This is a genomic window from Nitrospirota bacterium, assembly GCA_040755395.1.
GTDB lineage: Bacteria > Nitrospirota > Nitrospiria > Nitrospirales > Nitrospiraceae > DATLZU01.
In genome coordinates this window covers 99,717-126,346 of record JBFMAX010000004.1, presented here as the reverse complement: position 1 = coordinate 126,346, position 26,630 = coordinate 99,717, and the positions used below count along the sequence as shown (strand labels likewise).

22 protein-coding genes are annotated in these 26,630 nt (G+C 63.3%); 8 read left to right on the top strand and 14 right to left on the bottom strand.

Features of this window, described 5'->3' with window-relative positions:
- Nucleotides 1–54: 54 nt before the first annotated feature.
- The 3 genes from AB1555_08630 to AB1555_08620 all read right to left on the bottom strand — a co-directional run bounded on the left by AB1555_08630 (nucleotide 55) and on the right by AB1555_08620 (nucleotide 2,865).
- On the bottom strand, nucleotides 55–534 hold the full coding sequence (locus AB1555_08630; GenBank protein ID MEW6246759.1) for a hypothetical protein: 480 nt from the start codon (nucleotides 532–534) through the stop codon (nucleotides 55–57).
- A gap of 263 nt (nucleotides 535–797) precedes the next feature.
- Nucleotides 798–2,390, bottom strand: a complete 1,593-nt coding sequence (locus AB1555_08625) for a fused MFS/spermidine synthase (GenBank protein ID MEW6246758.1) — start codon at nucleotides 2,388–2,390, stop codon at nucleotides 798–800.
- 64 nt (nucleotides 2,391–2,454) lie between these two features.
- Complete coding sequence (locus AB1555_08620) at nucleotides 2,455–2,865, bottom strand: CBS domain-containing protein (GenBank protein ID MEW6246757.1); 411 nt, start codon at nucleotides 2,863–2,865, stop codon at nucleotides 2,455–2,457.
- A gap of 230 nt (nucleotides 2,866–3,095) precedes the next feature.
- Here AB1555_08620 and AB1555_08615 point away from each other — a divergent pair, with 230 nt between their 5' ends.
- The gene (locus AB1555_08615) at nucleotides 3,096–4,421 is read left to right on the top strand and encodes a UDP-glucose/GDP-mannose dehydrogenase family protein (GenBank protein ID MEW6246756.1); all 1,326 of its coding nucleotides are present in this window, start codon (nucleotides 3,096–3,098) and stop codon (nucleotides 4,419–4,421) included.
- A 15-nt stretch (nucleotides 4,422–4,436) separates the two neighbouring features.
- Here the strand turns inward: AB1555_08615 and AB1555_08610 are convergent, their stop codons facing one another.
- The 4 genes from AB1555_08610 to AB1555_08595 form a co-directional block, all read right to left on the bottom strand.
- A complete protein-coding gene (locus AB1555_08610) occupies nucleotides 4,437–5,156 on the bottom strand; it encodes a HEAT repeat domain-containing protein (protein ID MEW6246755.1) in 720 nt (239 codons plus the stop codon).
- Nucleotides 5,157–5,179: 23 nt separating this feature from the next.
- Complete coding sequence (locus AB1555_08605; GenBank protein MEW6246754.1) at nucleotides 5,180–5,953, bottom strand: HEAT repeat domain-containing protein; 774 nt, start codon at nucleotides 5,951–5,953, stop codon at nucleotides 5,180–5,182.
- Entirely contained in the window at nucleotides 5,946–7,046 is a 1,101-nt protein-coding gene (locus tag AB1555_08600) for a HEAT repeat domain-containing protein (protein MEW6246753.1), read from the bottom strand. Before AB1555_08600 ends, AB1555_08605 begins: the two co-directional genes overlap by 8 nt.
- Nucleotides 7,047–7,163: 117 nt before the next feature.
- The gene (locus tag AB1555_08595; protein MEW6246752.1) at nucleotides 7,164–8,234 is read right to left on the bottom strand and encodes a HEAT repeat domain-containing protein; all 1,071 of its coding nucleotides are present in this window, start codon (nucleotides 8,232–8,234) and stop codon (nucleotides 7,164–7,166) included.
- Nucleotides 8,235–8,631: 397 nt separating this feature from the next.
- On the opposite strand from AB1555_08595, the gene AB1555_08590 reads away from it, so the two are divergent.
- Nucleotides 8,632–9,837: a hypothetical protein gene (locus tag AB1555_08590; protein ID MEW6246751.1), complete on the top strand. Its 1,206-nt coding sequence runs from the start codon at nucleotides 8,632–8,634 to the stop codon at nucleotides 9,835–9,837.
- An 83-nt stretch (nucleotides 9,838–9,920) separates the two neighbouring features.
- Here AB1555_08590 and AB1555_08585 read toward each other — a convergent pair whose 3' ends face one another.
- From AB1555_08585 to AB1555_08575, 3 genes are read right to left on the bottom strand one after another with little or no spacing between them, the layout of a single operon-like run.
- Nucleotides 9,921–11,288, bottom strand: coding sequence for a HEAT repeat domain-containing protein (locus AB1555_08585; protein ID MEW6246750.1), 1,368 nt, complete (start codon nucleotides 11,286–11,288; stop codon nucleotides 9,921–9,923).
- A gap of 21 nt (nucleotides 11,289–11,309) precedes the next feature.
- Nucleotides 11,310–11,765, bottom strand: coding sequence for a hypothetical protein (locus AB1555_08580; protein MEW6246749.1), 456 nt, complete (start codon nucleotides 11,763–11,765; stop codon nucleotides 11,310–11,312).
- A 4-nt stretch (nucleotides 11,766–11,769) separates the two neighbouring features.
- The gene (locus tag AB1555_08575) at nucleotides 11,770–12,864 is read right to left on the bottom strand and encodes an alkaline phosphatase family protein (GenBank protein ID MEW6246748.1); all 1,095 of its coding nucleotides are present in this window, start codon (nucleotides 12,862–12,864) and stop codon (nucleotides 11,770–11,772) included.
- 247 nt (nucleotides 12,865–13,111) lie between these two features.
- On the opposite strand from AB1555_08575, the gene AB1555_08570 reads away from it, so the two are divergent.
- From AB1555_08570 to AB1555_08560, 3 genes are all read left to right on the top strand, one after another.
- The gene (locus AB1555_08570; GenBank protein ID MEW6246747.1) at nucleotides 13,112–14,527 is read left to right on the top strand and encodes a hypothetical protein; all 1,416 of its coding nucleotides are present in this window, start codon (nucleotides 13,112–13,114) and stop codon (nucleotides 14,525–14,527) included.
- Nucleotides 14,527–15,159: an LPP20 family lipoprotein gene (locus AB1555_08565; protein ID MEW6246746.1), complete on the top strand. Its 633-nt coding sequence runs from the start codon at nucleotides 14,527–14,529 to the stop codon at nucleotides 15,157–15,159. The genes AB1555_08570 and AB1555_08565 overlap by 1 nt, the downstream gene beginning before the upstream one ends.
- A gap of 77 nt (nucleotides 15,160–15,236) precedes the next feature.
- The gene (locus tag AB1555_08560) at nucleotides 15,237–16,511 is read left to right on the top strand and encodes a hypothetical protein (GenBank protein ID MEW6246745.1); all 1,275 of its coding nucleotides are present in this window, start codon (nucleotides 15,237–15,239) and stop codon (nucleotides 16,509–16,511) included.
- Between the two features lie 90 nt (nucleotides 16,512–16,601).
- Here AB1555_08560 and AB1555_08555 read toward each other — a convergent pair whose 3' ends face one another.
- From AB1555_08555 to AB1555_08540, 4 genes are all read right to left on the bottom strand, one after another.
- Nucleotides 16,602–17,363, bottom strand: a complete 762-nt coding sequence (locus AB1555_08555; GenBank protein ID MEW6246744.1) for a glycosyltransferase family 2 protein — start codon at nucleotides 17,361–17,363, stop codon at nucleotides 16,602–16,604.
- Nucleotides 17,364–17,433: 70 nt separating this feature from the next.
- Nucleotides 17,434–19,434, bottom strand: coding sequence for a hypothetical protein (locus AB1555_08550; protein ID MEW6246743.1), 2,001 nt, complete (start codon nucleotides 19,432–19,434; stop codon nucleotides 17,434–17,436).
- A 178-nt stretch (nucleotides 19,435–19,612) separates the two neighbouring features.
- Nucleotides 19,613–22,336 carry a DNA polymerase I gene (gene polA, locus AB1555_08545; protein ID MEW6246742.1) on the bottom strand — a complete coding sequence of 908 codons (2,724 nt, stop codon included), beginning with the start codon at nucleotides 22,334–22,336 and terminating at the stop codon, nucleotides 19,613–19,615.
- 147 nt (nucleotides 22,337–22,483) lie between these two features.
- Nucleotides 22,484–22,894, bottom strand: a complete 411-nt coding sequence (locus AB1555_08540) for a PGPGW domain-containing protein (GenBank protein MEW6246741.1) — start codon at nucleotides 22,892–22,894, stop codon at nucleotides 22,484–22,486.
- Between the two features lie 91 nt (nucleotides 22,895–22,985).
- Here AB1555_08540 and hutH point away from each other — a divergent pair, with 91 nt between their 5' ends.
- From hutH to hutU, 3 genes are read left to right on the top strand one after another with little or no spacing between them, the layout of a single operon-like run.
- The gene (gene hutH, locus AB1555_08535) at nucleotides 22,986–24,524 is read left to right on the top strand and encodes a histidine ammonia-lyase (GenBank protein MEW6246740.1); all 1,539 of its coding nucleotides are present in this window, start codon (nucleotides 22,986–22,988) and stop codon (nucleotides 24,522–24,524) included.
- Complete coding sequence (locus tag AB1555_08530; GenBank protein ID MEW6246739.1) at nucleotides 24,521–24,937, top strand: hypothetical protein; 417 nt, start codon at nucleotides 24,521–24,523, stop codon at nucleotides 24,935–24,937. The genes hutH and AB1555_08530 overlap by 4 nt, the downstream gene beginning before the upstream one ends.
- Nucleotides 24,934–26,580, top strand: coding sequence for a urocanate hydratase (gene hutU / locus AB1555_08525; protein MEW6246738.1), 1,647 nt, complete (start codon nucleotides 24,934–24,936; stop codon nucleotides 26,578–26,580). The genes AB1555_08530 and hutU overlap by 4 nt, the downstream gene beginning before the upstream one ends.
- Nucleotides 26,581–26,630: the final 50 nt, after the last annotated feature.

Genomic DNA, 26,630 nt, shown 5'->3' with positions numbered 1-26,630 from the left:
TTCACCCTCCCGGGATGAACGGGGTTTTTCATGCCCGGCTGTTTTGCCGGGATCTTACTTGATCATCAACAGGGTCCCGCCGACGTGGGCCGGATGCAGATGGCAGCGATATTTCAACGTCACGCCCGTCGTAGCGTAGAAGAGGTCGCTGGTAGGAATACCGATGTATTTGGTCTCCCCCGGCTTCAGCACGATTTGAGCCTTCAACACCGTCGGTGCCCCGAATGCCTCGTCAGCGGTCAGCAAGAAACCGTGCTCGGCGGAGGAACTGTTCGTGACCTTGAACAGCACCGGCCGACCGGGACGAGCCTTAAAATCGATGATCGTGGCGGGCGGATACCAGGCTTTGACGTTTCCGATCTCAACCGCATGGAATTCGGCGTCAACCACCAACTCCTTGAACGGTTGACCGACCACGGATCCTGTTTCGAGATCGCCGATTTCGACGCCGCCAGCCTGGTGAGCGAAGGCTCCCGAGGCGCCGGCCACAACCATGACTAGGCCAAAAAAGACAGATAAGATCATCTTGCCCATGACCTACCTCCTTAATGAAAAAGAGAAGTGATTAGGTTAGTAAAGAACTCTCGCCAAGCCCACGGATTGTTAAACTCGCCCAGAAAAGCCTATCCTCTGCTTTCTCTTTTGCCGTCAAGACACGAAATTTTCACTGCGTCGAGTGGCACACCTTATAACATAGGGGTTAAAAGGGAAGCAAGCTTGTAGTTCGGGAGGCCCTGCGACCCGCTGTCCGGCGAGCCGGCGCGCGAGCCTGCACCAATTTCTTCAACGCTTTCATATCATTGCGATGAGCCTGTAGGCCCCGGTCCCCCGTCATCGACTGCGCGTCCGATCAGGAGATCGTAGGGAGCATAGTCATCCGTGAGGGCAAGACCTGCCGGCCAGGTACCCGTCTTGCGCGTCGACAACAACGCCAGCGCTTCCATTGGAAGCCGTCCGTCCGCCGCAAGGGTGCTGACCCGGTTCACAAATTGCTCGAAGGTCATTCGCTCGAAGGGAGATCCGGCAAAGAAGAGCAGATTCTGCGCGTCCTGGGGTTTCGTCCGCCAGGGGCCTTTCACTCCGAACGATTCGACGGCTGGGAACACCGTATGCAACGTTTGCACGACGGCGCTCTCCCGCAAGCGATCCCCGCCTTCTCCCGATGTGGCCAAATTGACGACGGCGACGCCGTCGGGTTTCAGGTGAGCTCGCACTTCCGAAAAAAACTCCTTGGTCGTGAGGTGGAACGGCACCATATGCCTGGCGAAGACGTCGATCCAGATCACATCGTAGGTCGCTGCCGTGGAGCGGAGGAACGCTCGCGCATCTTTGACATGGATATGGTGCCACGGAGGCGGGTGATAATCGAAATACTGCTCTGCGACACGCACGACGGCAGGATCGACCTCGACCACGTCCAGCTCCAGGTCCGGCCAGGTCCGAGCCAGCCATTTCGCCATTGATCCGCCGCCGTGCCCCAGAATCAAGCCGCGCGTGGGCTCAGGCACGAGCGCAAGAGCCGCGACAAACAGTTGGCTGTAAGGCAAGAACAGCGTGACGGGGTCGGCCTTCCACATCACGGCATGGAAGGTCCGATCGAGGATCAGATAGCGAAACACGTCGTCGTCCCGCACGCGGACCTGCTGGTAGGGACTGTCCACCTGATACACGGGCTTCGGCAGTTGTTGGATACGATAAATCGCCAGGCCGCCCAGGCTCACCAATCCTCCCAGAAGGAACAGCCCGCCGAGAACGGAGAGAAGGGACCGTGTTCGGAACGCAGCCCCTCGCCCGAACCAGAGAAACCCGAGCGCAATCTGAATCCCCCCCAACCAGCCGATCAGCGCCAGGGTTCCAAGCCAGGACAAAAGAAAGAAGGCCGTGCCCCAGGTTCCGACCAAGCTCCCCACCGTCGAGACTGCGATCATGCGCCCGGCATGTCGCCCCAAATATCCCATGTCCTTCACGGCGAGGCGGAGAAGAGCTGGGAGCACCCCGCTGAGACCAAACGCCGGAGGGGCCAGTAAGAAGCTCGCCGCCAAGCAAGGTCCCCATCGCGGGTCGTCCGTCAGCGCGGCGACCTTGAACATGACGGGATGCCCGCTCCACGCCAGCAGAAAGGTCCAGCCCCCGGAAAACAGCAGAAGCCACGCCAGGACCTTCTCGCCGGGCCGTCGATCCGACAACCACCCGCCGAAGGCATAGCCGCTGCTCATCGCCGCCAGGATCACGCCGATCAGCGCGCCCCACACGTACAAGGAATTTCCGAAGACAGGCGCCAGCAACCGGCTGCCGAGCATCTCCAGCGCCATCACGACGGCCCCAGAGATGAGCGCGGTCACCAGCAACAGTACCGTAGAGGATTGAGGGGAACCTGGTCCCGTGGTCATGTAGCTGCGGGACCCATCGAGTCGCCTGGTCGGGTTCGAACGGATATCGGCGCGGGATGAGGGATCACAACGTCCCCCAGTTCTTGAAGTACCGGAGCAGATCGCGAACGGAAAGAATGCCGACGATTTGGCCTTCTTCGGTGACGACCAAGTGCCGGATGCCTTTCTCCGCCATGAGGTCGCTGGCGTCATGCGCGGAGCGATCGATCTCGATCGTGATCAGGGGGCTGCTCATCACCGAGCGGACGCGGGTCTGGCGAGCATCGACTCCCTCGGCCATCGCCTTGCGCACCAGATCGGACTCACTGACGACGCCTAGGTAGACATCCCGTTCGCCCACCAGCAACGCACCGACCTTGGCGTCGCGCATCTGTCTCGCGGCTTCCAGGAGGGTCGCGTCGGGGCCGACCGTCTTGAGCGCCCGGCTCATCATGACCGCCAGAGGACGCAAAATCGCTCCCGTCTGCGGTGCCATGACGCGAATCCTCCCTGGTGTCCTCGCGAAGCCAAAATTCTACTGAACGGTTCGGATGGGTGTCAATCGAGGAACCTGACGCCCGTAGAATCGGCCGCACATGGGCGCTGAAGAAGACGAATTCGTTGGCTGGCTCTTCGACGCTTTGCTATACTCGCTCTCCGTCGGCCTGGACATGACCGCCGGACGATCCGGCGATACGATCGCTCAGCTTCTGGAGGCTTTCCACTATGCACATCAGCGTCATCGGAACTGGCTATGTCGGATTGGTGACCGGGGCGTGCTTCGCCGAATTCGGAGTCAACGTGACCTGCATGGACACCGACGCTCGACGGATCGCCATGTTGGAAAAGGGCGCGGTGCCTTTTTACGAACCGGGCATCACCGAATTGGTCGCCAAAGGCCTGAGAGAAAACCGTCTAGCTTTTACCACCGACATCGCCAAGGCCGTCGACCAAGCTCTGGTGCTGTTCATCGCCGTTGGTACGCCGTCCCGCGCGGACGGCTCAGCCGATCTCTCTTATGTCGAAGAAGTCGGGCGCGGCATCGCCAAGAACATGAACGGTTACAAAGTCATCGCGACCAAGTCCACCGTGCCGGTCGGCACGGGCGAGAAACTCCGGGAGGTCATCAAGGCGAATCTGTCCAGTTCATATCGCTTCGACATCGTGTCGAATCCGGAATTCCTGCGCGAGGGCTCGGCCATCGAAGACTTCTTGCGGCCCAACCGCGTGGTGATCGGAGCCGACAGCGATCACGCCATCGCGATCATGAAGGATCTCTATCGCCCCCTGTACCTGATCGAGACGCCGTTCGTGGTCACGGATATTGCGACAGCCGAAATGATCAAATACGCGTCCAACGCATTTCTGGCCACGAAAGTCTCGTTCATCAACGAGATCGCCAACCTGTGCGAGCAGGTCGGCGCGGATGTCCAGGTGGTCGCCAAGGGTATGGGCTTGGACCACCGTATCGGCAGCAAGTTTCTTCACGCGGGTCCCGGCTTCGGCGGTTCCTGTTTCCCCAAGGACTTGGCCGCGCTCGTGCAGACCGGCGAACGGGTGGGCTATCAGTTGGAAATCGCCAGCGCGGCGGCGCGCGTCAACGCCCAGCAGCGTCAACGCATGGTAGAAAAAATTCGGGACGCGGTCGGCGGTGTGAAAGGCAAGGCATTGGGCCTGCTCGGGCTGTCATTCAAACCGAACACGAACGACTTGCGGGAGGCACCGGCGTTGGCGATCGCGCAGCAATTGATGAAGGAAGGGGCCGTCATCCGCGCCTACGATCCGGCCGCCCTTGAGGAAGGAAGCAAACTGCTCCCCGGCATCGTGCCGTGCAAGGACGCGTACGATGCGGCTGAAGGGTCCGACGCGCTGATCATCGTGACGGAATGGAACCAGTTCCGGAACCTGGATTTCGATCGGTTGAAAACGGCCCTGCGGCGCCCGACTCTGATCGATCTGCGAAACGTGTATGATCCTGCTCGAATCGCCGGCTTCGGATTTCACTATGTGTCCGTCGGCCGACCCAAGCGGGAACCCAGCTCGTCCTCCTGATCCCGCGGCTTCGATTCAGGTGGAGGAACTGGTCAGCCTCGGCCGGTCCGCCACCGGCTCTTCCTTCGGCTTGGGCTTGTACCCCATCCGATCCAACACCTTCAGGATGCGGCTCTTGAGCCGATCGTCCGCATCGACCAAAGCCGTCGCAAGGGGTTCGACCGCCGGCTTGCCGATCTTGCGAATGATCTCCGTCACCGACTGCCGCAACTCGTCTTCCTCGGACACCAACAAAGGAATCAGCGCCGGCACCGACACGCTGCCCAGCTTGATCAGCGAATCGTAGGCCCGCTGTCGGACATCCCCGACCTCATCGGTCAGCGCCTCGACCAGCGGCCCCACCGCTCTAGGATCTCTCAGCTCCCCCAACACCTCGGCCGCGTACTTGCGGTTCAGCCAGTGCGAATCTTTCAGATCCAGCAACATCGCGTCGGCCTTGGCGGCATTCGGGTCCTTGGCTCGAATCTTAAAATTTTGGGCGACGCGCTTCCCGCCCTCCTCCACCACGCGGATGGTCGCGCCGTCGCCGACCTTGATCTTCTTGAGGTCTTCCAGAACCTCTTCCGCCACATCCAGGACCACGGTCTTGCCGTCATAAGCCAGCAGTTCCACCTCGATCTGCCTGGCTTCGGGATTCACCGCCACCACCCGCTCGGTGACGAGATTGAATCCGTCTTTCTTGGCCCCGCCCTTCGGACCGATCTGAATGAGCTTCACGGGAGCTTCGTCTGCCATGGTATTCGTCCTTTATGAATCGGTTAAGCCGTACGCTCGGGCTTCCAGCCCAGACTGGTCAGCACGCCTTCGACGGTTTCCTGTACGATCGTGTTCTCGTCTTCCAACAGGGGCAGCAACGGCTCGATCGCCCGCTTGTCCCCCAGCCGGGCCAAGGACTCGGCCGCGTTGCGGCGCACGAGCCAGTCCTCGTCCTTCAACGACTCGATCAAGGGCTCAACGCCGCGGGGATCGCCGATCTTCCCGAGCGCCTCGGCCGCGTGTCGGCGGACCATCCAATTGTTGCCCATCAGCCCCTCGATCAACGCGTCCACGGCGCGGGCGTCGCCGATCTTCTTCAGCACCCGCGCGACGTCCTCCCGGACCGTGCTGTCGCTCAACGCTTCGATCAGGCCGGGCACGGCGCGCGAATCGCCGATCCGCTCCAACGCCCAGACGGCCGCCGTCCGCACGGCGCCGTCTTTATCCTTCAGCGCCTTGACCAACGGCTCGACTCCTCTCGGATCCTTGAGTTTTCCCAGCGCCGACGCCGCCTGTTCCCGAACCGACCACTCCTCGTCATCGAGCGCCTCGATGAGTCGATCCACGACGGCCGGGCCGATCCGCACAATGGCGCTGGTCGCCGCTTCCCGGATCACGGCATCCTCGTCGGCCATCAGACCGATCAGTTGGGGCACGGCCTCCACCCCCATTTGCCCCAGGCTCGCGATGGCGTGGTCCCGCAGCGCTTCGTTGTCGTCGCGCAGCGCGGAAATCAACTGCTCTACCCGATCGGATCGTGGTTCTTCGTTATGCATGATGTTCCTGCTCTTCGTGCTCCACGTCGTGCATGCCTGCCAACGCCGCCAGTTTGTCCGAAATCAGCCCGGCGTTGTAAGCGACCAGCCCGTCGCGATCCGTTTTCAGCCGCTCGAAGAGATCTTGGTAGGGCTTCAGCACTTCCACATCTTTGACTTTGGCCAGCGCTTCCATCGCGAACACGCGCAACGGTCGGATCGGAATTGCCTCGATGTAGAGTTCGACCGGCCGCGCGTCTCCGATCAGTCCCAGCGCTTTGATCGCCAGTTCCTTGACCCCCGTATCCTTGTCCACATGCAACCGTTCCATGAGCGGCTCGACCGCCCGCACGTCGCCGATCTTGCCCAGCAGATCCGCTGCCGCTTCACGCACGAGCCAGTCATCGTCATGCAGGTACTCGATCAGGATCTCCACGCTGGGACGCCCGACGGCAAGCAGATTGATCACGGTCGCCATGCGGGCCTCTTCCCGCTCGCTCGCGCCCTCGACCTCCCGCAGGGCGTCAAACGCCCGATCGATCCGCTCGCGGATCGCGTTCAGCTTTTTGAGCGTGCGGACGGCGATGTCGCGGACCGCGGGTGAGCCCATTGCGTCGATGAGCGCATCCGCCGAGCGCGGATCGAGCAGGTGCTCCAAAATCGTCGCGGCCGCCACCTGCGCCTCTTCGTCCGGGTGTTTAAGCATCTCGCCTAGGGGAGCGATGGCGTTGGGAATGACTCCCAAGAGATGCGTCACCAGCTTACGCACCTCCTCGTCCTTCACGTCGTAGAGTTGCCGCACCAGAGCGGAAGCTGTTTCGGCGTCCACGACCCCGGCCATCTGCTCTAATGCCGCGGCTCCCGCCCTCCGAACCGCTTCATCCTCGTGCCGGAGTAATCGCACCAGCGCCACGCCGGCGTGCGGATCCTTGATCCGGGCCAGCATGCCCGCCGCCTCGATCTTCAGCGCAGGGGCGCCCGCTTCCAAGGCATGGATCAACGCCTGGACGGCTCTCGGTCCGCCGGATAGGCAGGCCGCCGTGGCCCGCATGCGGCGCCAGTCTTCCTCGTGCACCAACTCCGCGACGAGGGTTTCGATACTTTCCTTGGGCATAGCTGCTCACGAGACAGGCGATGGGCGGGGGTAGAGGCGAAAGGCTATGGACCAATCAGAGGTTCATTCCTGCCGCCATCTCGCCTATTGCCCATTGCCTCGCACCTCTCGCCTGTTCTATATCCGCCCCTGCCTCCATCCCAATTGCGTGAGCGCCTCCTTCACGTGGTAGCGGATGTTGTCGTCCTGTTCCTTCGCAAGCAACGGAAGCAGGCGCGGTACGGCGGCCGGACCGAATCGCACCAACGCGGCCGCCGCTTCGGCGCGGGTGATCGTGTTCTGGAGCGCCGCGACCAGGGTCGGGATGGCTCGTTCGTCTCGAATGAGGCCCAGCGCTCGAACGGCCGCACCCATCACGACCATTTCTTCATCCCACCGGTCGCCGCACCCGTCGAGCGGACGGCTGCTGGCCGGCCTGCCCGACCCGTTGACGACCTCGATCAAGACCGGCACGGCGCGGGCGTCGCCGATTCGCCCCAACGCTTCCACCGCGAGCAACCGCAAACCGGGTTCCTTCATGGCCATGATCAGGAACTCGACCGCCCGAGGGTCGCCGATTTCGCCGAGCGCGCGGACGGCGTCCTCCCGCACGGCGGCATCCCGGTCATTGAACAGCACATACAGCAATGGCTCGACGGCGGCGGGCGATTTCATTTTTCCCAGGGATTCGACCGCGTGCAACCGGACCAGCCAATCCTCATGCTTCAGAGCCTGCAATAAGAGGGGAACGGCGGCCGACCCGATCGAGGCCAACGCCCGGGCGGCTTCCTCGCGCACGGCTTTCACCTTGTCCTGCAACAGCGGCAGAAGCGGCTCGGCCGCCTCGGCAGCGGCGATTCGCCCCAGCGCCTTGGCGGCATGCATCCGGACGATCCAATCCGGGCTTTGGAGGGCCTTCACCAGCGGCTCGAGGACCCGCTTGTCGCCGATGACCGTGAGGATGGAGGAAGCCGCCTCCTGGACCGAAAGCTCCGGATCGGAGAGGCAGGATCCCAACACCATGACCGACGGCTCCCCGATCGCTGTCAGCGCGCCGATGGCCGCCTCGCGCACCGCCCGATCGGAATCGCGAAGGAGGGACACCAGGGGCAGCACCGCCCGCGCATCACGCAGAGAGCCTAAGGCCGACGCGGCTTCCTCGCGGACCGCCCAATCTTCGTCTTTCAGCGCGGCAATTTGTTCGGCCACGTAGTCGGACACGCTCCTTCTCCCACACCGACGCGGTTGACCTTAACACAGGCTTTTTCGCGCGGTCAACGGACGCCGGCCCGTTCCGCCTGCTGAGACGCGCGCACGGCCGCGGCAGACGCCTTGCAGCGCCTGTCGGCTTCCTGTGGAACCCGCAGCGACAGACCCACTGAAGACGTTCCGCCGCGACGCGCCGATCGGCACGGCCTCAGATTGACATGCGCTCCGCTCGCCTTCTACTATGAGACCATCGTATTCCCACCGTGGCTTCCAATTAAGTTGAACGACTGTAGTCTCTGAGCATGCGGGGCACGTCAGGCTGGACTTTTCATCCGACAAGGAGGTTCCAATGAACAGGATCAGGCACAACGCTCGATGCACTGGGGGATGGTTCGGAATGGCGGTCATGGTTCTTTGCCTGGGGCTTTCAAGTTCCGCCTACGCCTATGAGGTGTGGATCACGGACCAATCGGACACGGGCAAGGAGAGCGGCGGCTATCTCTATATTTATGACGGCGCGCAGTTGGCGGCCAACCCCTCGTCGGCCAAACCGGCGGTCACGATCGATCTGGCCGGCGACATCAACACGTTCTGCCAGGACGCGACAAAGAAGGCCGTCCGACGCCCGCACATGCTGTTCTTCACTCAGGACCAGTCTCACGCCATCCTGTCGTTCCTGAGCGGTCAGGTCCTCTTCATGGACGCCGCAACGAAAAAGCCGGAAGCGTGTCTGAATATGGGAAAGAACGTCCATGCGGCCTGGCCGACGCCCGATCAGAAGATGGTGATCGCCGCCAACATCGCGGAAAAGAAGTTCATCAGGATCTGGACGGACTACGCAGGCCATAAGTTCAGCTTCGACCCGGAAAAGGACGTGCTGAACCTCGGGGCGCTGGAAAGCGGAGAGCGCCCGGACACGGCGCCGATCTGTCCGATTACGGAAGCGTCCAGCAAGTACGCGTTCGTGACGCTTCGAGGAGGGGGGCTGTTCGTCATCGACGTATCGGCCACGCCGATGAAGGTGGTCGCCACCTTGGATAATGTCCAGATCCATCCGGCCGGTTGTGGAGGGATTCAGATCGGCGACACCGTGTACATCAATTCCGGCGGAGGATGGCCGGTCGCGCCGCTGTCTTACGACGTCTACGCCTTGAATATTTCCGACCTTCCGAAGTCGGTTTCAGCCAAACTGATCACCACGCGCGACACCAAGTTCGCCGATTCGCACGGAATGGCGGCCGTCGGACGCTACCTGTGGAGCGCAGACCGGGCGGGGAACAACATCGAGGTCATCGACACGTTGAGCAACCTGAGCGTAGGGACGATCGAATTGTCCGGGGCTGTGAGCGACGACCCGGCTCCGGACCTGATGGATGTTTCCCCGGACCAGGCCTACGTGTTCGTCGGGACGCGAGGGCCCGCCCCCCTGACCGGAAACGACAAGACCGTCAACAACGCCAAAGGCTCGACCCCCGGGGTCGGCGTGATCAAGGTGATAAATGGAGGCCGCGGAGGAGAGTTCGTGGGGATCGCGCGGATCACCAACATGAAGGACGGCAAGGAAACCGCCGATACGCACGGAGTCGCGGTGAGAAAAAAGTAGAAGAAGCCGCCAGCTTTCAGCTTTCAGCATAGAATCTTGGTGAAAAAGCTGACGGCTGATCGCAGAGGGCTGAATGCTGCTCGCTACATCGCCCCCTTGGCGAGGTCGCCGGCAGGCCCGAACCGCCCGGTCTCTCCCAGCGGCTTCTCAACCCGGAGATTGTCGGTCACGCTGGAATCCACCGTCGCTTCCTCGGGCGGCGGCGTCCAGCCCAGTTTCTCCAGCGTATCCAGCACCAACAAGCGCAAGGCATCCTTGGCGCTCAACCGGGACGACGCGAAGGACAAGACGCGCTCGCCTTCCCCTTCCACCTCCGACGCCTTCGGATCGTGCAGGAACGCCACCAGCGGTTCGATGGCGGTATCGCCGATCAACACCAGCGCCTGCGCCGCCTTCTCGCGCAGGATGCCGTCCTTCAGCAACATGATCAGATCCGGAATCACGCGCGGATCGCGGAAGTGGCCGAGGGCCGTCGCGGCGGCTTCCTTGATGAAGGCTTCCTCGCTCACGATGCAGCCGGGAGTCGGCGTCCCGTCCTGGCGAATGCCTTTCCCGCGCAGCGCATCCAACACCGCAGGCAACGCGCGCGGATCGCCGATCATGCCCAGGGACGCGATCGCATGCCGCTTCACCGCCCCGTCCTTCATCGCCTCGATGAGCGGATCGATCGCGCGCGGATCGCCGATCATGCCCAGCGCGATCGTGGCGTCCTCCCGCACCGCCCGGTCGGGATCCTTGAGCGCTTCGATCAAGGCTTCGACCACGCGCGATTCGCGGACCCACGGCCGACCGATCTGATAGTCGGTCGTCATGCCGCCCAAGGCACGGGCCGCGTGGCACCGAACGACAAAGTCTTTATCCTTGAGGCACTCGATCAGGGGCTCGACCGAGACCTGGCCGATCGCGACGCACGCCGTACCGGCCGTCTCTCGGACGATTTTCGAAGAGTCGCGGAAGAGTTTGATCAGCGCAGGAACGGCCTTCGGGTCGCCGATTTTCCCCAAAGCTTCGGCCGCCGCGCTCTTCACCGCCCCGTCCCGGTCCCGGCAGGCGATGATCAACGCATCAACGGCCCGCGCGTCCTTGATCTCGCCGCAGGCTTTGGCCGCATGTTCCCGAACCCGCCATCGTTCGTCCTTGAGGCATTTGACGAGTCGATCCACGACCGGCGGCCCCATCTGGGCCACGGCGGCCACGGCTTCATTGCGCACCTCCGTAATCGGATCGTTGAAGAGACCGATGAGGGCCTCGACCGCCCTGGGCCCTCCGATTTTGGCGATCCCCCACGCCGCGTGCGCGCGGACCGACCAATAGTCATCGCCGCAAGCCTGGATCAAGGGCTCCAGCGTGCCGGGATCGGCCAGTTCGGCCAGTGCCTTGGCCGCTTCCTCGCGCGTGGCGTCATCGACGTCCTCCAACGCTTCCAGCAAATCTTCGACCGCTTGAGCCATCGCCTACCTCACGACCCTTGCTCAGTATTCCCAGTCCCGCTGACCGCCGTAGGGCACGGTCCTCGTACACCGGACCGTCAGCGTCTGCGTCCCGCGCCCCTCGACGCACTGATCGAGCGACTGGGCAAATTCGAGGACGCCGTCGAGCGTCACGGTAAACGGGAAATCGAACGTAAACGTACCGAAACGATACTTCCCGGGTTTTAACTTCAACTCCTTGCGTTCGGTGGTGCGATAGGCGTCGGATGTCTCGGGATCCAGCGTCATGATCATCGGCGTCACCCCCGGCACCTGCCATCTGGTCGGAGGGTCGAGCGCCGTCGCATCGACAATGATTGGATATTCCTTTAAATAGGCCGCCGGGGGCGCGGCGGAAGCGGTCCAGAGACTCGATCCGATCAGCAAGACGGACACCAAGCAGGCCCCCCGCACCCACCACTTCAGTCGATCGAGAGAAGGTTCCCGTCGAACGCGCACGGTCTCACCGTCCCTGAGGCGAAGCTCCCGTTGAGCCCGCACTGACCGAGGCTGCGGCCGACGCCGTCAGGAAAATCTCTTCCACGGGACGGCTCTCCCACTCGGTGTGGGTCTCCAGACCCAACGACCGGAGAACCGTGGCGCCGGTGTCGATGATCGAGACCGGCTGGCGGATCACATGTCCGGGCTTGATGCCGACGCCCGACGCGATCCAGGGCACCACGGGCAGATCGCCTCCCTGACCGCCGCTGCCGTTTTTACCGATTTTTAGGTCTCCGTTCCCGCTCAACGAAGTCACAAACACCGTGGTCCGGTCCAACAGATTGAGTTCGCGATAGAGATCGAGGACCGATCCCATCGCCTTGTCCACCGTCTTCAACGCTTCCCGGTATTCTTTCGAGGTCCACCCATGCGCCTCGCCGGCCCGGCCCGCTTGGGGCAGATGCACCACTAGAAGATGGGGAAGGGCCAGAATCGCATGGCCGTGACCGTGACCACTGATCGCTTTCTTGAAATAGTCCCGAATATAGCGGACCACCGTGTCCGTGCTGCATTCCGGCTTCAACGGTCCACACATCTGATAATCCGTATAGGGTTCCGGTCTCGCCAGTTGATAGAGCGATTCGTCCATGAAAAAAATCGCGCTGTCCCGCCCGCCGCTCAGGTCCAGATAGTCGAACACGGTCGGGGGGCGCGGATAGCCGCGGACGAACTCAAAGGAGTTCCAGGTCACGCCGTGTTTCTCGACCGGCAAGCCCGTCAGCAGCGAGGCCATCGTCGGCAGCCTGAGCGCCGGTTTCACCGCGGTCGCCGACCAGGTCACCGACCCGTCCTTGATCATCCGACTGAGCACCGGCATCGTCCCGCCCTTCAACGAGTCCTGGCTCAATCCCTCCAGAACAAAGAGAATCACGTGTTCGGTCTGAACCGTCGGAGGATGGGAAACTCCGACCGAGCCGGATTCCGCCGGGACATTCGTCATTGTCGTAGCCGTTGCGGAATTCCAGGGTAAAAAAACGGCGATCAGCAACAACGCCGCAACCAATAAGAGCGCCCGGCTTCGAGCAAGTCCTGCCACCATCATATACATATAGCCCATATAGCCATCACCTTTGCGCTTTGAGGTCTTTCGTTCGCCCACCCCGAGCTTCGTAAATTAACACGCGAATTTCCGCGAAGGCAAGCGGGCCTGGCGCGGGCTTGTGACACGGGCATCGGATCGGTGTTATGCTGTGATCAAGCACGGGGCTGCCCTGAACGCTGAGCCGCCCGGGCGGGAGAAAGTCGGCGGGGCCGTCAACGGACAGAGCACCGGCGTGTCATCCATCCCCGGAAGGGTGCGGATCATGCCCACTCGATCACTCAGCCGGACCTCGGCGACGGGTTCCAGGGGCTCCCTCTTCATTCGTCGATCAGCCCTCTCTCTCCTGTGCGCAGCCGTCCTGCTCCTCCCATGGTTCCTTTCCGACGATCAGGCCCGGGCTGAAATCCGCATCGTGACGGCCAGCGGTGAGTACCGCATGGGCGATCGCGACACGCGCGAGGACGCGATCAAGCTCGCGACGGAGGCCGCAAAGCGCAACGCGCTCGAACAGGTGGCGACCTATCTCGAAAGCGTGACGGTCGTACGCGATCTTGATGTCACGCAGGATGAAATCCGCACGTATACAGCCGGCGTCGTGTTGGTGCTCGATCAGCGGGTCACGACGGACCTCGACGGCGAAACGGTTGTGATCCGGGTCGATCTCACGGCGCAGGTCGACAGTGAGGAAGTCGTCCAGGCCATTACCGCATTGCGCAAAAACGAAGATGCCAGGCAGGAGTTGGTCGCGCTCAAGGCGGAGGTGGATCAGCTTCATCAGGAGTTGGACGCCGCGACTCGAGCGTTGGCCGAAGCGACCTCGCCGGAGCAGGTTCGGGAAATCAGCCAGCAGCGTCAGGAACTCCTCAACAAGGTTCAATCCCATGCGCTCGTGTCCCAAGCCTGGACCGATTGGGTGATTATTTCGCCCTTCCTGGGATTCTATCCGTGGGAGAACGCCGCCCCAATCCACGCGCTCGTCGCGCAGGCGTGGCAATTGAATCCTTTGAACCCTCATGTCCATGTCGTCCAACAGATGATTACGGCCCGAGTCCCACCAGCCCCGCCGCAGCCGCCAGCCCCACCCACACCGTCGCAGACGCCGCCCGCGTTGCCGACCCACCAGATCGTGCCTCAGCAGCCGGCGCCGATCTCATCTCCGCCGACGCTGAACCAACTCCAGCAAGTGCTTACGCGACAGCCGGCACCAAGTTCTCCGCCTCCCGATCAGCAGATAGTCACACCACCGCGCACTCCATCACGCGCACCACGGCGGCTCTCGACCATCACGCAGTTGAATCCGTTCCTCTTGGCACCCCCGGGATCGATCCCCGGCCCCGTACCGCCCACGCTCCGGCAGACGCAGCCGACGCCCAGTTCACCGCGAATGCCGTCCCGCAACCTCTCGCGGATGTTCCAGCAGACTCCGGCGCCGATGCCGGCCGCACCGCCCTCGCCACCAACGGTGAGCGGGACTCTGCCCGCCGCCAAGGCCATCCCTCATCCGCACGTAGCCACACCACGACAGGGACGGCGCTTGCCCTCAGGGCTGGATCGGCTCCTCGCGCCGCCGGGAGCACGTCAACGTCTCCTTCACGGAGCCCCGCGCGCAGGGGCGCCCTCGCCGGGTCGCGGTTTGGGCGGAGGGAAAGGCGGACATGGAGGCAGGGGAGCCAAGTGATGAAGATGGAATGGCTGGCCGCACAACGCCCAGCTTTCTCGTTGATAATGATGGCGACAGGCCCAGCGGTGCTGGGTGGCTGGCTCTTTCTTGCAGAAAGCCGTGCCGCAGACCCATCACAAGCTTCGCCCCCGGTCCGCCAACATGCCGAAACGTCGTTCGACCGGCTCCAGCAGCAGGAGCGGCAGGCGAGCTGGCCGCAGGTCGGTGGACCCAGTGGACCCAGCCCTGACCCGGCGGCTGAAAGACATGCCTCGCAAGTCCAGAGTCAATATTCCTCGGACCAATTTCTGATCGGCCTGGGCCAAGGGGACCTGTCCAAAGGGCGCCTTGTCTGTCAGCGGGTGTCGGAGTTGGCTGCCCGGGCCGATTTGGCTAAACAGATTCGTGTGCTGGTCAAGGAGCACGCCGTCGACCGGGTGCGGGAGCGCACCGGTCGAGAGGCTGAGCAGGACATTGAAGTGACCCGCGAAGAAATCGTGCGGGAATATCTGCAAGGCGTGAAGATCGTCGACCGGCAGATCGATGAAGCGGGCGGCACGTGCACCGCCACCGCCGTGATGCTGAAAAGCCGGATCGCTCCCCAATCCGCGCCTGACGCTCCGGAGTTGACGCCTGCGGTCGTTCGCTGAACCGCGCGCTCCCAGCCTCTTCCCGACCATTCCGACCATTGCACTCCGAACCGGGTTTCGGGTAAGTACATCCCGCCATGCCGATCGACAACAATTTTCAACATGACGAGATGTCACGCAAGAATCCCGGCGACCGGGTCGGCTTTCGCGAACTGATTGTCGGCGCCTCGCCGGATTCGCCGGCTTGGCTCGACGCGATGGCCTCCTTGGGCGCCAAGCTGTCTCAAGCAGGAGTGCGGGTGGTGGTGTTCTTTCACGGGACCTTTCTGGGAAGCGATCTCTTCGGCGTGCAGCGCCTGGACGAAGCGGGGGGGCTCAAACGGGGCTACTCGCGGGGGATTTCCGGAGTCGACGCCCTGTTGGCCCTGATGCGCGAAGGCGACAACGGTTTGCCGAGCGGCAAGACCGGCCTCAAGCCGCCGTTTACGAACGACGAGCGGACCAAGAAGCTGCTCGACGACCAGGCCGGCGACGCCGGCAATTTTACTGTCGCTTATGTCGATTTGTTCAGCAAGGCCGTCAACAAGGCGGTGTCGAAGCCGATTGTCTGCGTGCGCGAACTCTGGTCGAGCGAGCACCACCACCTCGGGCGAGCTATCGCGGCCTGCGTGTTCCTCGATCGCTTGCGCGCCTTGTGCCAGGAGCGCCAACTCGGGGCCGAAGACAGGATTCTGATCCAGGCGCACGGGCACGCCGGGCAGGTGCTGGCCTTCGCCTCGAATCTCGTCACGCCGTCCCCGATCGTCGGGCGAAAGCGGGTGTTCGAGATCCTGCGCGGATACGCGGGATATACGAAACAGACCGACCTGTCGGCCGTCCTCGACCGGCTGGAAGGCACGCTCCCCACCGGAACGTTGACCGGCGCGGCGCTCGATGTCGTCACGTTCGGGACCCCGGTGCGCTATGGATGGGACCCGTCCGGCTTGGGCAAGCTGCTCCACGTGGTGAATCATCGCGTGTTGAGAACAGACGGGAAGACCTGGCTGGCCAAGATCGAGCTGCCGCAGATCACCATGGAAATGCCGGTCGCCTGGGGGGGCGACTACGTGCAGCAACTGGCCGTCGCCGGCAGCGACGCGGTGCCGGCGACCGAGGAGGCTAAAGCGGCCAACAAGGCGCTGTGGGAATTGGTCGAGCCCTACGATGGATTCGAACGCTGGCTGGAATGCGCCCGCCGCGCCGTCCGCTGCCCGACCGACGGCCTATGCCTTCTGGTCGATTACAAAGACTGCACCGGCTCGACCAACCCTCGCGACCACCTCTTCGGCTACGCGGCGTACACGCGGATGAACGCGATGCTGTTTAATACGAGCGAAATCGTGCGCGCGCTGTACGTACCTAGAAGCAGCTAGCCTCATACTCGATGATCAAGGCTGGTGCGAGATGCGCTGTCATGAGATTCCCAGTCCATTCATCAGGTTCGGCGCCCTTCTGCAACCCCGTCAGGAGAACCAGTTGTAGCGAAGAATGCACCAAATCCCTCTCACGCCGTCCTTCCAGGTGATTTTCTTTCCTTCTTGATACGTGCGCCCGTAATACGAAATGCCCACTTCGTAGATCCGCCACCTGCCCTTGGCGATTTTGGCGGTGACCTCCGGTTCAAATCCAAACCGGTCTTCTTTCAGCGCGACGTGATCCAGCACCTCTTTGCGGAACGCCTTATAGCCTGTCCATACATCGGACAGGTTGAGATTCGTCAGCATATTGGAAAGCGTCGTTAACGTCTTGTTCGCGACGTAATGCCAAAACAGCAGGACGCGGTGCGGGCCGGCCATGAATCGGGACCCGTAGACGACATCCGCGACGCCTCGCTCGATGGGATCAAGAAGCTGGAGATAGTCTCGGGGATCGTATTCGAGGTCGGCATCCTGAACGATCACGATCTCGCCGCGCGCCGCTTGGAATCCGCGCCGGAGCGCCGCCCCTTTCCCGCGATTGTGTTCCTGGAACAGAATCCGAACGTGCTCGAAGGAACCGGGATCCGTCTTGCGGGCCGCTTCCGCATGAGAGTGCGAAGACCGCGAGCCGAAGCGCTGAAGGATCTCGGCGGTTCCGTCGTCGGACCCGTCATCGACGACGATGATCTCCTTATTGATCGGAACCGCGCTCACTCTCCGCAGCACCTCCTCGATCGTCGCGCGTTCGTTATAGACGGGGATGACCACCGACAGTTTGGGACGGTTGCGCGCTTCCGGGGTCGTCATCGATGAAAGGGCCTTTCCAATCTCTGTTCTCTTCGAAGGGATCCGTCGCCGCGACTCCCCGCGCCCCGCGTCATGAAGCGTCTGCGGTCGATTTCTCATCTTGCAGGCGCGGCACTTCAAAGACATACACTCCGTTGCGCTGGAACAGGGGCTTCAGCGCCCGCGGCAACGCCTTCAGCCGCCGGTCCCGCTCTTCCGCTTCTTGCCCGCGAAACGCGAGATACCCGTAAGACTTATGGAGGCGATGGAACTCACGAACATTGAGGACCACGTGGGTGATCCCTTCTCTCGCCAGTCTGGCCGCAAGGGCTTCCGGGGAGGACGCTTCCGCGACCCATCGCGAGAGGGGATGGGAATCCATCGCCGAAGGCGCAATCCCGGCACGGGCGAAATGGTAGGCCCGGGTTTCCCCGATGAACAACACGCGGGCATCCGGAGGCAACGCGGCTCGGACAAATTCCGCGGCGTGAAAGTGCTCCAGATTTCTGCTCAAGAAGCTGTGGCGTGTTTCCTGTCCCAGCGCGATCCGATCCGAGGAGAAGACCTGCATGTGTTGGCTGAGAAAACTCTGGGTGCCCAGAACGCCGGCGACTCCGAGGAGCGCCATCATGAGCGCCTGGGCATACCCTCGAAGGCGTAGGCCGAGGGCTGCGAGCGAGGCGAGGCCGAGGGCAAGCGCGGGAGCGAAAAATCGGACGGTCGGGGTGGTGAGCACCCAGCACGTCCCGGCGACCACCACAAAGACGGCTCCCGCATCGCCCCAGTGTCGGTAACGGCTATCCCAGCGAGCGAGTCTCGACAAAACGGGCATGGCGAGGAGGAAACCGGTCGAAAGAACCGCCAGCGCGCCCGCGTCGCCTGCGGACCCGAATCGCTCCGGGTGCTGAAGCATCTCGACGGGAAGGCGCAGGATGCCCTCCGGTCCCAAGCTTCCCGATCCATAAGGCAAGTCGGCGAGCAATCGGGCCTGGTTGTCGTCGCTCCAACCGGTTCCTCCCAGCCACCGATAGGCTAAGGGATAGACCGGATTCCCGGTAGACCGGAAGGCGTGAAGCCACCAAGGGAGAACGGCGACCCATGCCGCCAGTCCCGCTTTCAGCGCCTCCGTCCAGGTCCACCGCATCGCCAAAGCCGCGGCCAGCGCGGCGGCGACCCAAACCACGCCGGTGAGTTTGAGCGACGCGGCCAATCCGAGGAGCAAGCCCAGGGCGAGCCAAGGTCGCGTGTACGGGTCCGGTTTGACGAGGATGACGCCGCCGATCAGTACGGCGGTCGCGAGCCAGAGTTCCGCGAACGGCAAGGTCGCCAGAAACCACACGGTCGGCGACGCCGCCAAGGCGCAGACCGCAAGAACCGCGCCTCGAGCCGACGCACAAGAGTCCGCAAGGGCGTGGGCCAGCGCCCACGCGGCCAGCGAGCAGACGATCCACATCGAGAAATGAGTGGCGCGCGCGCCGAGATCTCCCGCGAACGCCATTCCCCAGGCCAGCAGGACATCCGAGGCGTGCGGCATCAGGGTGTAGAACACCCACGGGGCGCCCTCCAGACGGCCGGTCGCCAGCGCTCGTTGGGGAATCACCAGATGATAGACCAGCTCGTCAAAGAAGGTCGGAGGAATCGTCGCCCACAGCCAGGCGACGAGCCATGCGGCGCCCAGGACGAGCCCGGCCAGGGCCGGCTCCATCAAGCGGGGAACTTGTCCCGGGTTGCGGATGGCCCGAACGAGACTCCACGCGCCGACCGCAACGCACGGAAGAATGAGAACGGAAGCGAACCAGAGCCCTCCCCCCATGGCCGTCACGGTCACGACGAACGAAAGCCCGGCGATGCCGACGCCCAACCGGGTGGCGAGCCTGGATGCCGGGCAAAGCGCTGGGCGGTCGATCTCTCCGTAGACCCGCGCGAGGCATGTACCGGCGCCGTACGCAGCCAGCAGAAACGACAGCGGCACCAGCAGCAGCGGCACCCGCGGAGCGTCGATGGAAGCCGTTCCGATCGCCAACACGCCTGAAGCGACGACAAGGACCCACGCAACCTGTGAACGATACGCTGGCGAGACCGCGTCTTCCATCAGACCAAGTCGTCAGCACCGGGTGATGAGGCGAGGTGCGGATGGATTATGGTTGTAGCAAATCCGCCAGGGCTGACAAGGAATTTGTCACAATGAGGATGGCGCAAGGATGGGGCGAAAGTGACTGAAGTCTCGGCCCGGCAAGCCCGAGATGACCTCTCCACAAGGGGGCACGGTGTCAGGGATGCGCCGCCCGCCAGTTGCGGCCCACTCCCACATCCACCTTGAGCGGCACCGAGAGCCCCAGCTTCTTCCCCACGGCCTCCATCTCGGACTTCACAAGCTGCTTCGCTTGCTCCAGATCTTTCTCCGGCGTCTCGAAGATCAGCTCATCGTGGACCTGGAGGATCATCTTGGTGCCGGGCAATTCGGCGTGAAGCCGTTTGTGAACGCTGATCATGGCGACCTTGATCAGATCGGCCGCCGAGCCTTGAATCGGGCTGTTCACCGCCATGCGCTCGCCGAAGCTGCGCTGAGTCGGATCGGCGCTCTGCAGTTCGGGGATCGGCCGTCGGCGACCGAGGATCGTCGTGGTGTACCCTTTCTCTTTGGCCTCGGCGATGGTGCGATCCAGCAGGGCTTTTACGCCCGCGTACCGCTCGAAGTACGTGTCGATGTATTTCTTCGCCTCGGACTGTGAGACGCCGATGTTCTGCGCCAGACCGAACGGGCTGATCCCGTACACGATCCCGAAGACCACGGTCTTGGCCGCCCGCCGCATCTCTCGGGTGATCTGCTCCGGCGGCAACCGGAAAATCTCCACCGCCGTCGCCATGTGAATATCCTCGCCCCGCTCAAACACCCGCAACAACCGCTCGTCCTGGGAGAGATGGGCGAGAATGCGCGGCTCGATCTGGCTGTAGTCGGCGCAGAGGAGCAGGTGCCCGGGCGGTGCGATGAAGGCTTCGCGAATCCGGAGTCCATAGTCGCCCTTGACGGGAATGTTCTGCAGATTGGGCTCGGTCGAGGACAAGCGCCCGGTCGCGGCCACGGTCTGGTTCAACGAGGTGTGGAGCCGGCCTGTCTCGGGATTGACGAGTTGCGGGAGCGCATCCACATAGGTGGATTTGAGCTTGCTGAGGCTGCGGTAGTTGAGAATCTGCGCCGGCAACTCGTGCTGGGTCGCCAACTGCGTCAGCGTGTCTTCGTCGGTCGAATAGCCCGTCTTGGTCTTGCGGATCGGCGCGAGGCCCAGCTTGTCGAAGAGCACGGCCGCGAGCTGTTTGGGCGAATTGATGTTGAATTCCCCTCCCGCGAGATGCGCGATCGTCTCCATCATCCGATCGAGCTCCCGTTCCAGCTCTTTGCTGAGCTGCTCCAGCGCCCGCACGTCGAGCAGGAACCCGTTGCGCTCGATCTCGGCCAGCACCGGCACGAGCGGCATTTCCACGTCTTCGAAGAGCCGCCAACTTCCTTGTTCCTGCAGCCGTTCTTTCTGCATCGGCACGAGCCGGAGGATCACAGACGCCGATTCGGCCGCCAGCTCGGCCGTCCGCTGTTCGGCTTCGCCCCCGCCGGGCTCGTCGAACAACTGTCGCGACGCCTCCTCTCCGGGGGAGGCAGCCGGCCGCTCGGCTCCGAGACGATAGCCGAGCAGGTCCATCGCCACCGTCTCCAACGAATGGGACCGGCGATTGGGATTCAACAGATAGTCGGCGATCATCGTATCGAACCAGGGCGGACGCAGATCCAATCCGGCCCGTCCCAGGGCGAGCAGGGCCGACTTCAGATCGTGCACCGCCTTGACCCGTGTCGGACTCTGGAGCAGATCGGCCAGCGGCTGCAAAAGAGGATGCTGCGGCCTGGGCCAACCGGCGCGATGCGACTCCGGGTCGGGTTGCGCGGCAAACACCGTCATGCCGTTGGGCGCGCTCAAGGCGACGCCCTGGAGGATCGCCCGCACTCCCGACGGAGCCGCCGCTCCCTCCGTGCCGCCGCAGACGCACTGCAGCGCCACCAGGTTCACGCTACCGACTTCATCGGCGAAACGTCGCGCGTCGGCCGAATCCTTGATCCTGCGGACCTCCGAGCCGAGCGGCGCGCCGGCGGACTCGGCCGGTTGAAGCGTTTTGAGCAGGCTGGTGAACTCAAGCTCCCGCAGCAGGGCGATCAATTCTTCCCCGTGGGCGGGCCGGACGGCGAATTGTTCGGGATTGAATTCGACTGGCACGTCCGTCTGAATCGTCGCGAGCCGCCGACTCAAGCGGGCGTTGTCCGCCTGTTCGATCAGCAAGGCTCTGATCCTCGGCGGGGTCACTTCGTCCACATGTCGCAACAGGTCCTCGATGCTGCCGAACCGCGTGATCAGCTTGATCGCCGTCTTCTCGCCGATCCCCTTGACCCCGGGAATGTTATCGGTGGCGTCGCCCATCAGCCCCATCACCTCCACGACCCGGGCCGGCTCGACGCCGAACCGTTCGCGGCAGTCGTCTTCGCCGTACCACTTGTCCTTGACCGGATCGTAAATGCGGACATGCGGCGTCAGCAGTTGGAACATATCCTTGTCGCCGGTGACGATGACGACGTCGAATCCCGCCGCCTCCGCCTTCCGCGAGAGGGTGCCGATCAGATCGTCCGCCTCGTAGCCGGCCAGTCGCACGGCGGGGAGCCCGAACGCCTCCACCACGCGATGGATGTACGGGATCTGCGCGCTCATCCCTTCCGGCATCGGCGGCCGCTGGGCCTTGTAGTCCTTGAACTCATCGTGACGCAAGGTCGGCCCTTTCTCGTCGAACGCGACCGCCAAGCCGTCCGGCCGGTGCTCGCGGAGAATCTTCATCAGCATCGTGGTGAAGCCATAGACCGCGTTGGTCTGGAACCCCTTGGAGTTCGACAGCGGCGGGAGCGCGAAGAAGGCGCGATAGACATAGGCGCTGCCGTCGATGAGGTAGAGGGTGGGCATGTCAATTTTGTCTATCTGGTCTGTCTCGTCCGTCTGGTCTGTTCGGTCTGTCCGGTTCGGCTTCTTCGAGCACGGCCGACTGCGTCGATCAGATCAACCAGAAAGACGAGATAGACCAGACAGACCAGATAGACCCAGCGACGATGGTTAGGGATCGTCCTTCACCGTCAGCGGCGGCTTGCCGAATTTCTCTCGCATCTTGTTGATGGCCTGCAGCACGGTCGGTTGTCCGACCAGCTTCGCTTCCAAACGGCGCTTACCCGGAAAATCCATCAACGAGATGCCGATCAGCATGGTCAGAATCCCCTGCCCAGGCAGAAACAGCATGGCGAAGCCGGCCAGGAAAAAGACCGCGCCGATGGCGTTCTTGGCAATCAGCCCGATCATCCGCAGAACCGGGTGGTGGTCTTTCATCCACGTCCTCGGAACGCGGATGTCGAAGTAGTCGGACGGGAGCCTGACCAACACATAAGGAATGGCGATGAGGGTCCCGATAAATCCGACCACCGACAGAACGGCCAGCCAGGCCAGGATGGTGTCCCACGGCAGCGCTTCCATCGGGCGCGCATCCTAACAAAGGCTCCAAGAAAAAGTCATGGGTATACTTTGAACTTTTTCCTTCTCCTCCGGCGGGCTATAATCCGCAGCCGTGAAGCCGCTGCTGCTGACCGGCGAAGACCTGACCCTCGCGTCGTTCTACGAGGTCGTGTTGGATCGCCGCCCGGTCCGGCTGGCTCCCCAGGCGAAACGCCGCATGGCGGCGGCCTACCGTGTGGTCAAGCGCGTGGCGGCACGACCCGAACCCGTCTATGGCGTCACGACCGGGTTCGGCAAGCTGGCCGATCAGCGCATCTCGCCGTCCGACATCCGTCAGCTCCAACTGAATCTGGTCCGCAGCCATGCCGCCGGCGTCGGCCCACCCCTCAGCCGCGAGGAGACCCGCGGCATGCTGGTTCTCCGCGCGAACGTGCTGTCGCGGGGGCACAGCGGCGTCAGACCCGTCATCGCGGAGTATCTGTTGACCCTGCTCAACCGCGATGTCTTGCCGGTGATCCCTTCCCGGGGGTCGGTCGGCGCGAGTGGCGATCTTGCCCCGCTTGCGCACCTCGCGCTGATTCTGCTCGGGGAAGGCGAGGCCTTCGTCGGTTCGCGCCGCGTGACCGGTCGGACCGCGCTTGCGCACGTCGGTTTGAAGCCTCTACACTTGGAAGCGAAAGAAGGGCTCTCGCTCCTCAACGGCACCCAGGCGATGCTCGCGGTCGGGCTGCTGGCCTTGCGCCGCTGCGAGTTACTGGTCGACGCCGCCGACGCGGCCGGCGCCCTGTCGCTGGAAGCCTTGAAAGGGACGCCGGTGGCGTTCGATCCGCGGATCCATCGGCTGCGTCCCTATCGGGGCCAGAACACGGTCGCGGCGAACCTGCGGGCTCTCGTGGCTCGAAGCGAGATTCGCGTCTCGCACCTGCACTGCCCCCGCGTGCAGGATGCCTACAGTCTCCGCTGCATGCCGCAGGTGCACGGCGCGGTGCGGGACGCGCTCGACTACGTCCGCGGAATATTGTGCGTCGAAATGAACAGCGTCACGGACAATCCCCTGGTCTTCGCCGACCGGGAGGAGGTGTTGTCCGGCGGAAATTTCCACGGGCAGCCGCTCGGCCTGGCGCTCGATCATCTGGCCATCGCCATGACCGAACTGGCCAGCATCTCCGAGCGACGCATCGAGCGCCTGATCAATCCCGAGTACGGCGACCTGCCGCCATTCCTCAGCCCGGAACCCGGGTTGCACTCCGGCTTCATGCTGGCGCAGGTCACGGCCGCGGCATTGGCCTCGGAGAACAAGGTACTCTCGCATCCGGCCTCGGTCGATTCGATCCCCACCTCCGGGAACCAGGAAGATCACGTCAGCATGGGCATGGGGTCGGCGTTGAAATTGAAACAGATCCTGTCCAATACGGAGCACATCCTGGCGATCGAGCTGTTGTGCGCGGCTCAGGGAGTGGACTTCCATCGGCCCCTGCAAGCCGGCGTGGGAAACCGCCGGACCCTGCAGCTCATCAGACAGCGGGTCCCGCGACTCACGCAGGACCGGGTTCTGGCGCCCGACATCGAACAGGTTCGAGGCGTGGTGGCGAGCGGCGCGCTGACCGCCGTCCTCTCCGACTCGATGCGTGCGCGAAGGAGACCATCATGAACGACCGGAGCCCGATCTTCCACACACTGCGACAGACGCTCGCGACCGGCTTGCAGGCTCTCCTGTCGGTCATCCTTACCGGAGCGGCCTGTTCGGTCCCCATGGTCACAGCCCAGTCCGTCGCCGCCGAGAGCGACGACCTGCAGGTCGAAGTGAGCAAGAGAGGGGCGATCAGCTCGGGCACCTTCGCCAAAGAAGTCTCCATTCGGAAAGGCGCCAGGGAATGGTTCATGATGATCGAAGTCACCCCTGAGAACACGGTGGTGGTCCGCCAGGAAAAAGACAGCGAGACCTACATCGTGGACGAGAGCGAGAACCACGACCGCGCCATGACGGCGGGGGAAGTGGACGCCGCCATCGACGCCTTCATCAACGGGGTGAAAGCCCAGGTCAAGACGGAGAAACAGAAATGATCCGGGCGCCGCGCGGCCCGACGCTGTCCTGCCAAGGCTGGCCGCAGGAGGCCGCGCTCCGTATGCTGATGAATAACCTGGACGACGAGGTCGCGGAGAACCCGCGGGATCTCGTCGTCTACGGCGGGACCGGCAAGGCCGCGCGCAACTGGGAAGCCTACCACGCCATCGTCCGCGAGCTGCACACCCTGGAACACGATCAGACCCTGCTCATTCAATCGGGCAAACCGGCGGGCGTTCTCCGCACGCATGAATGGGCGCCGCGGGTGTTGATCGCCAATTCCAACCTGGTCGGCCGATGGGCCACCTGGGAAGAATTCCGCCGGCTGGAGGCGTTGGGGCTGATCATGTTCGGCCAGATGACGGCCGGATCGTGGATGTACATCGGCACGCAAGGCATCGTACAGGGTACGTACGAAACCTTCGCCGCGGCGGCGACGAAGCACTTCGGCGGAGATCTTGCCGGGCGATTCGTCCTGACCGGCGGCATGGGGGGCATGGGGGGCGCCCAGCCGTTGGCCGCCGCGATGAACGGCGCCGCCATCCTGTGCGTCGAAGTGGACCCGCTCCGGATCGAACGCCGGATCACGACCCGCTACTGCGACCGGATGACCGCTTCGGTGGACGAGGCGCTCGCGTGGGTCACAACGGCCAAGGCGAACCGGGAGCCGTTGTCGGTCGGGTTGGTCGGCAACTGCGCGGAGGTCCTGCCCGATCTCGTGCGTCGCGGCGTGGTCCCGGATCTCGTCACGGATCAGACCTCGGCCCACGATCCGCTCAACGGGTACATCCCGGCCGGTCTCTCTCTGGCTGCGGCGGCTCAGTTGCGGCAGACCAAGCCGTCCGAGTATGCGGAGCGGGCGTTGGATTCGATCGCGACGCACGTCCAAGCCATGTTGGCGATGCAAAAGGCCGGCGCGATCGTCTTCGACTACGGCAACAACATCCGGACCATGGCGTTTCAGCGGGGGGTCACAGACGCCTATGCGTTTCCCGGCTTCGTGCCCGCCTATATCAGGCCGCTGTTCTGCGAGGGCAAGGGGCCGTTTCGCTGGATCGCGTTGTCGGGTGAAGCTTCGGATATCGCGGTCACCGACGAGGCGGCGCTGGAGCTCTTCCCGAACAACGCTTCGTTGCAACGCTGGATCAGATTGGCGCGCGAGCGGGTCCAGTTCCAGGGGTTGCCGGCGCGGATCTGCTGGCTGGGTTACGGTGAACGGGCGGCGATGGGTGTACGCATCAACGAGCTGGTTCGAGCCGGCAGGCTCAAGGCGCCGGTCGTCATCGGCCGCGATCATCTGGACGGAGGCTCGGTGGCCTCCCCTTATCGGGAAACGGAAGCCATGCGCGATGGCAGCGACGCCGTCGCCGACTGGCCGATTCTCAACGCGCTCTTGAACACCGCCTCCGGCGCCAGTTGGGTTTCATTCCACCACGGCGGCGGCGTCGGGATCGGCTACTCCCTGCATGCAGGCCAGGCGACAGTGGCAGAGGGCACGCCGGAAGCCGAACGAAAGATCGAGCGGGTGCTCACGAACGACCCGGCCCTTGCCATTCTACGACACGCCGACGCCGGTTATCCGGAAGCAAGTTCGGCTGCCCACCGTCATGGTTTGCGCATTCCGACGGTATCGGACCCGTGACCGGCACGACGACAGCTTGAGTACGTTTGAGCGCCGACGGTATAATCCGC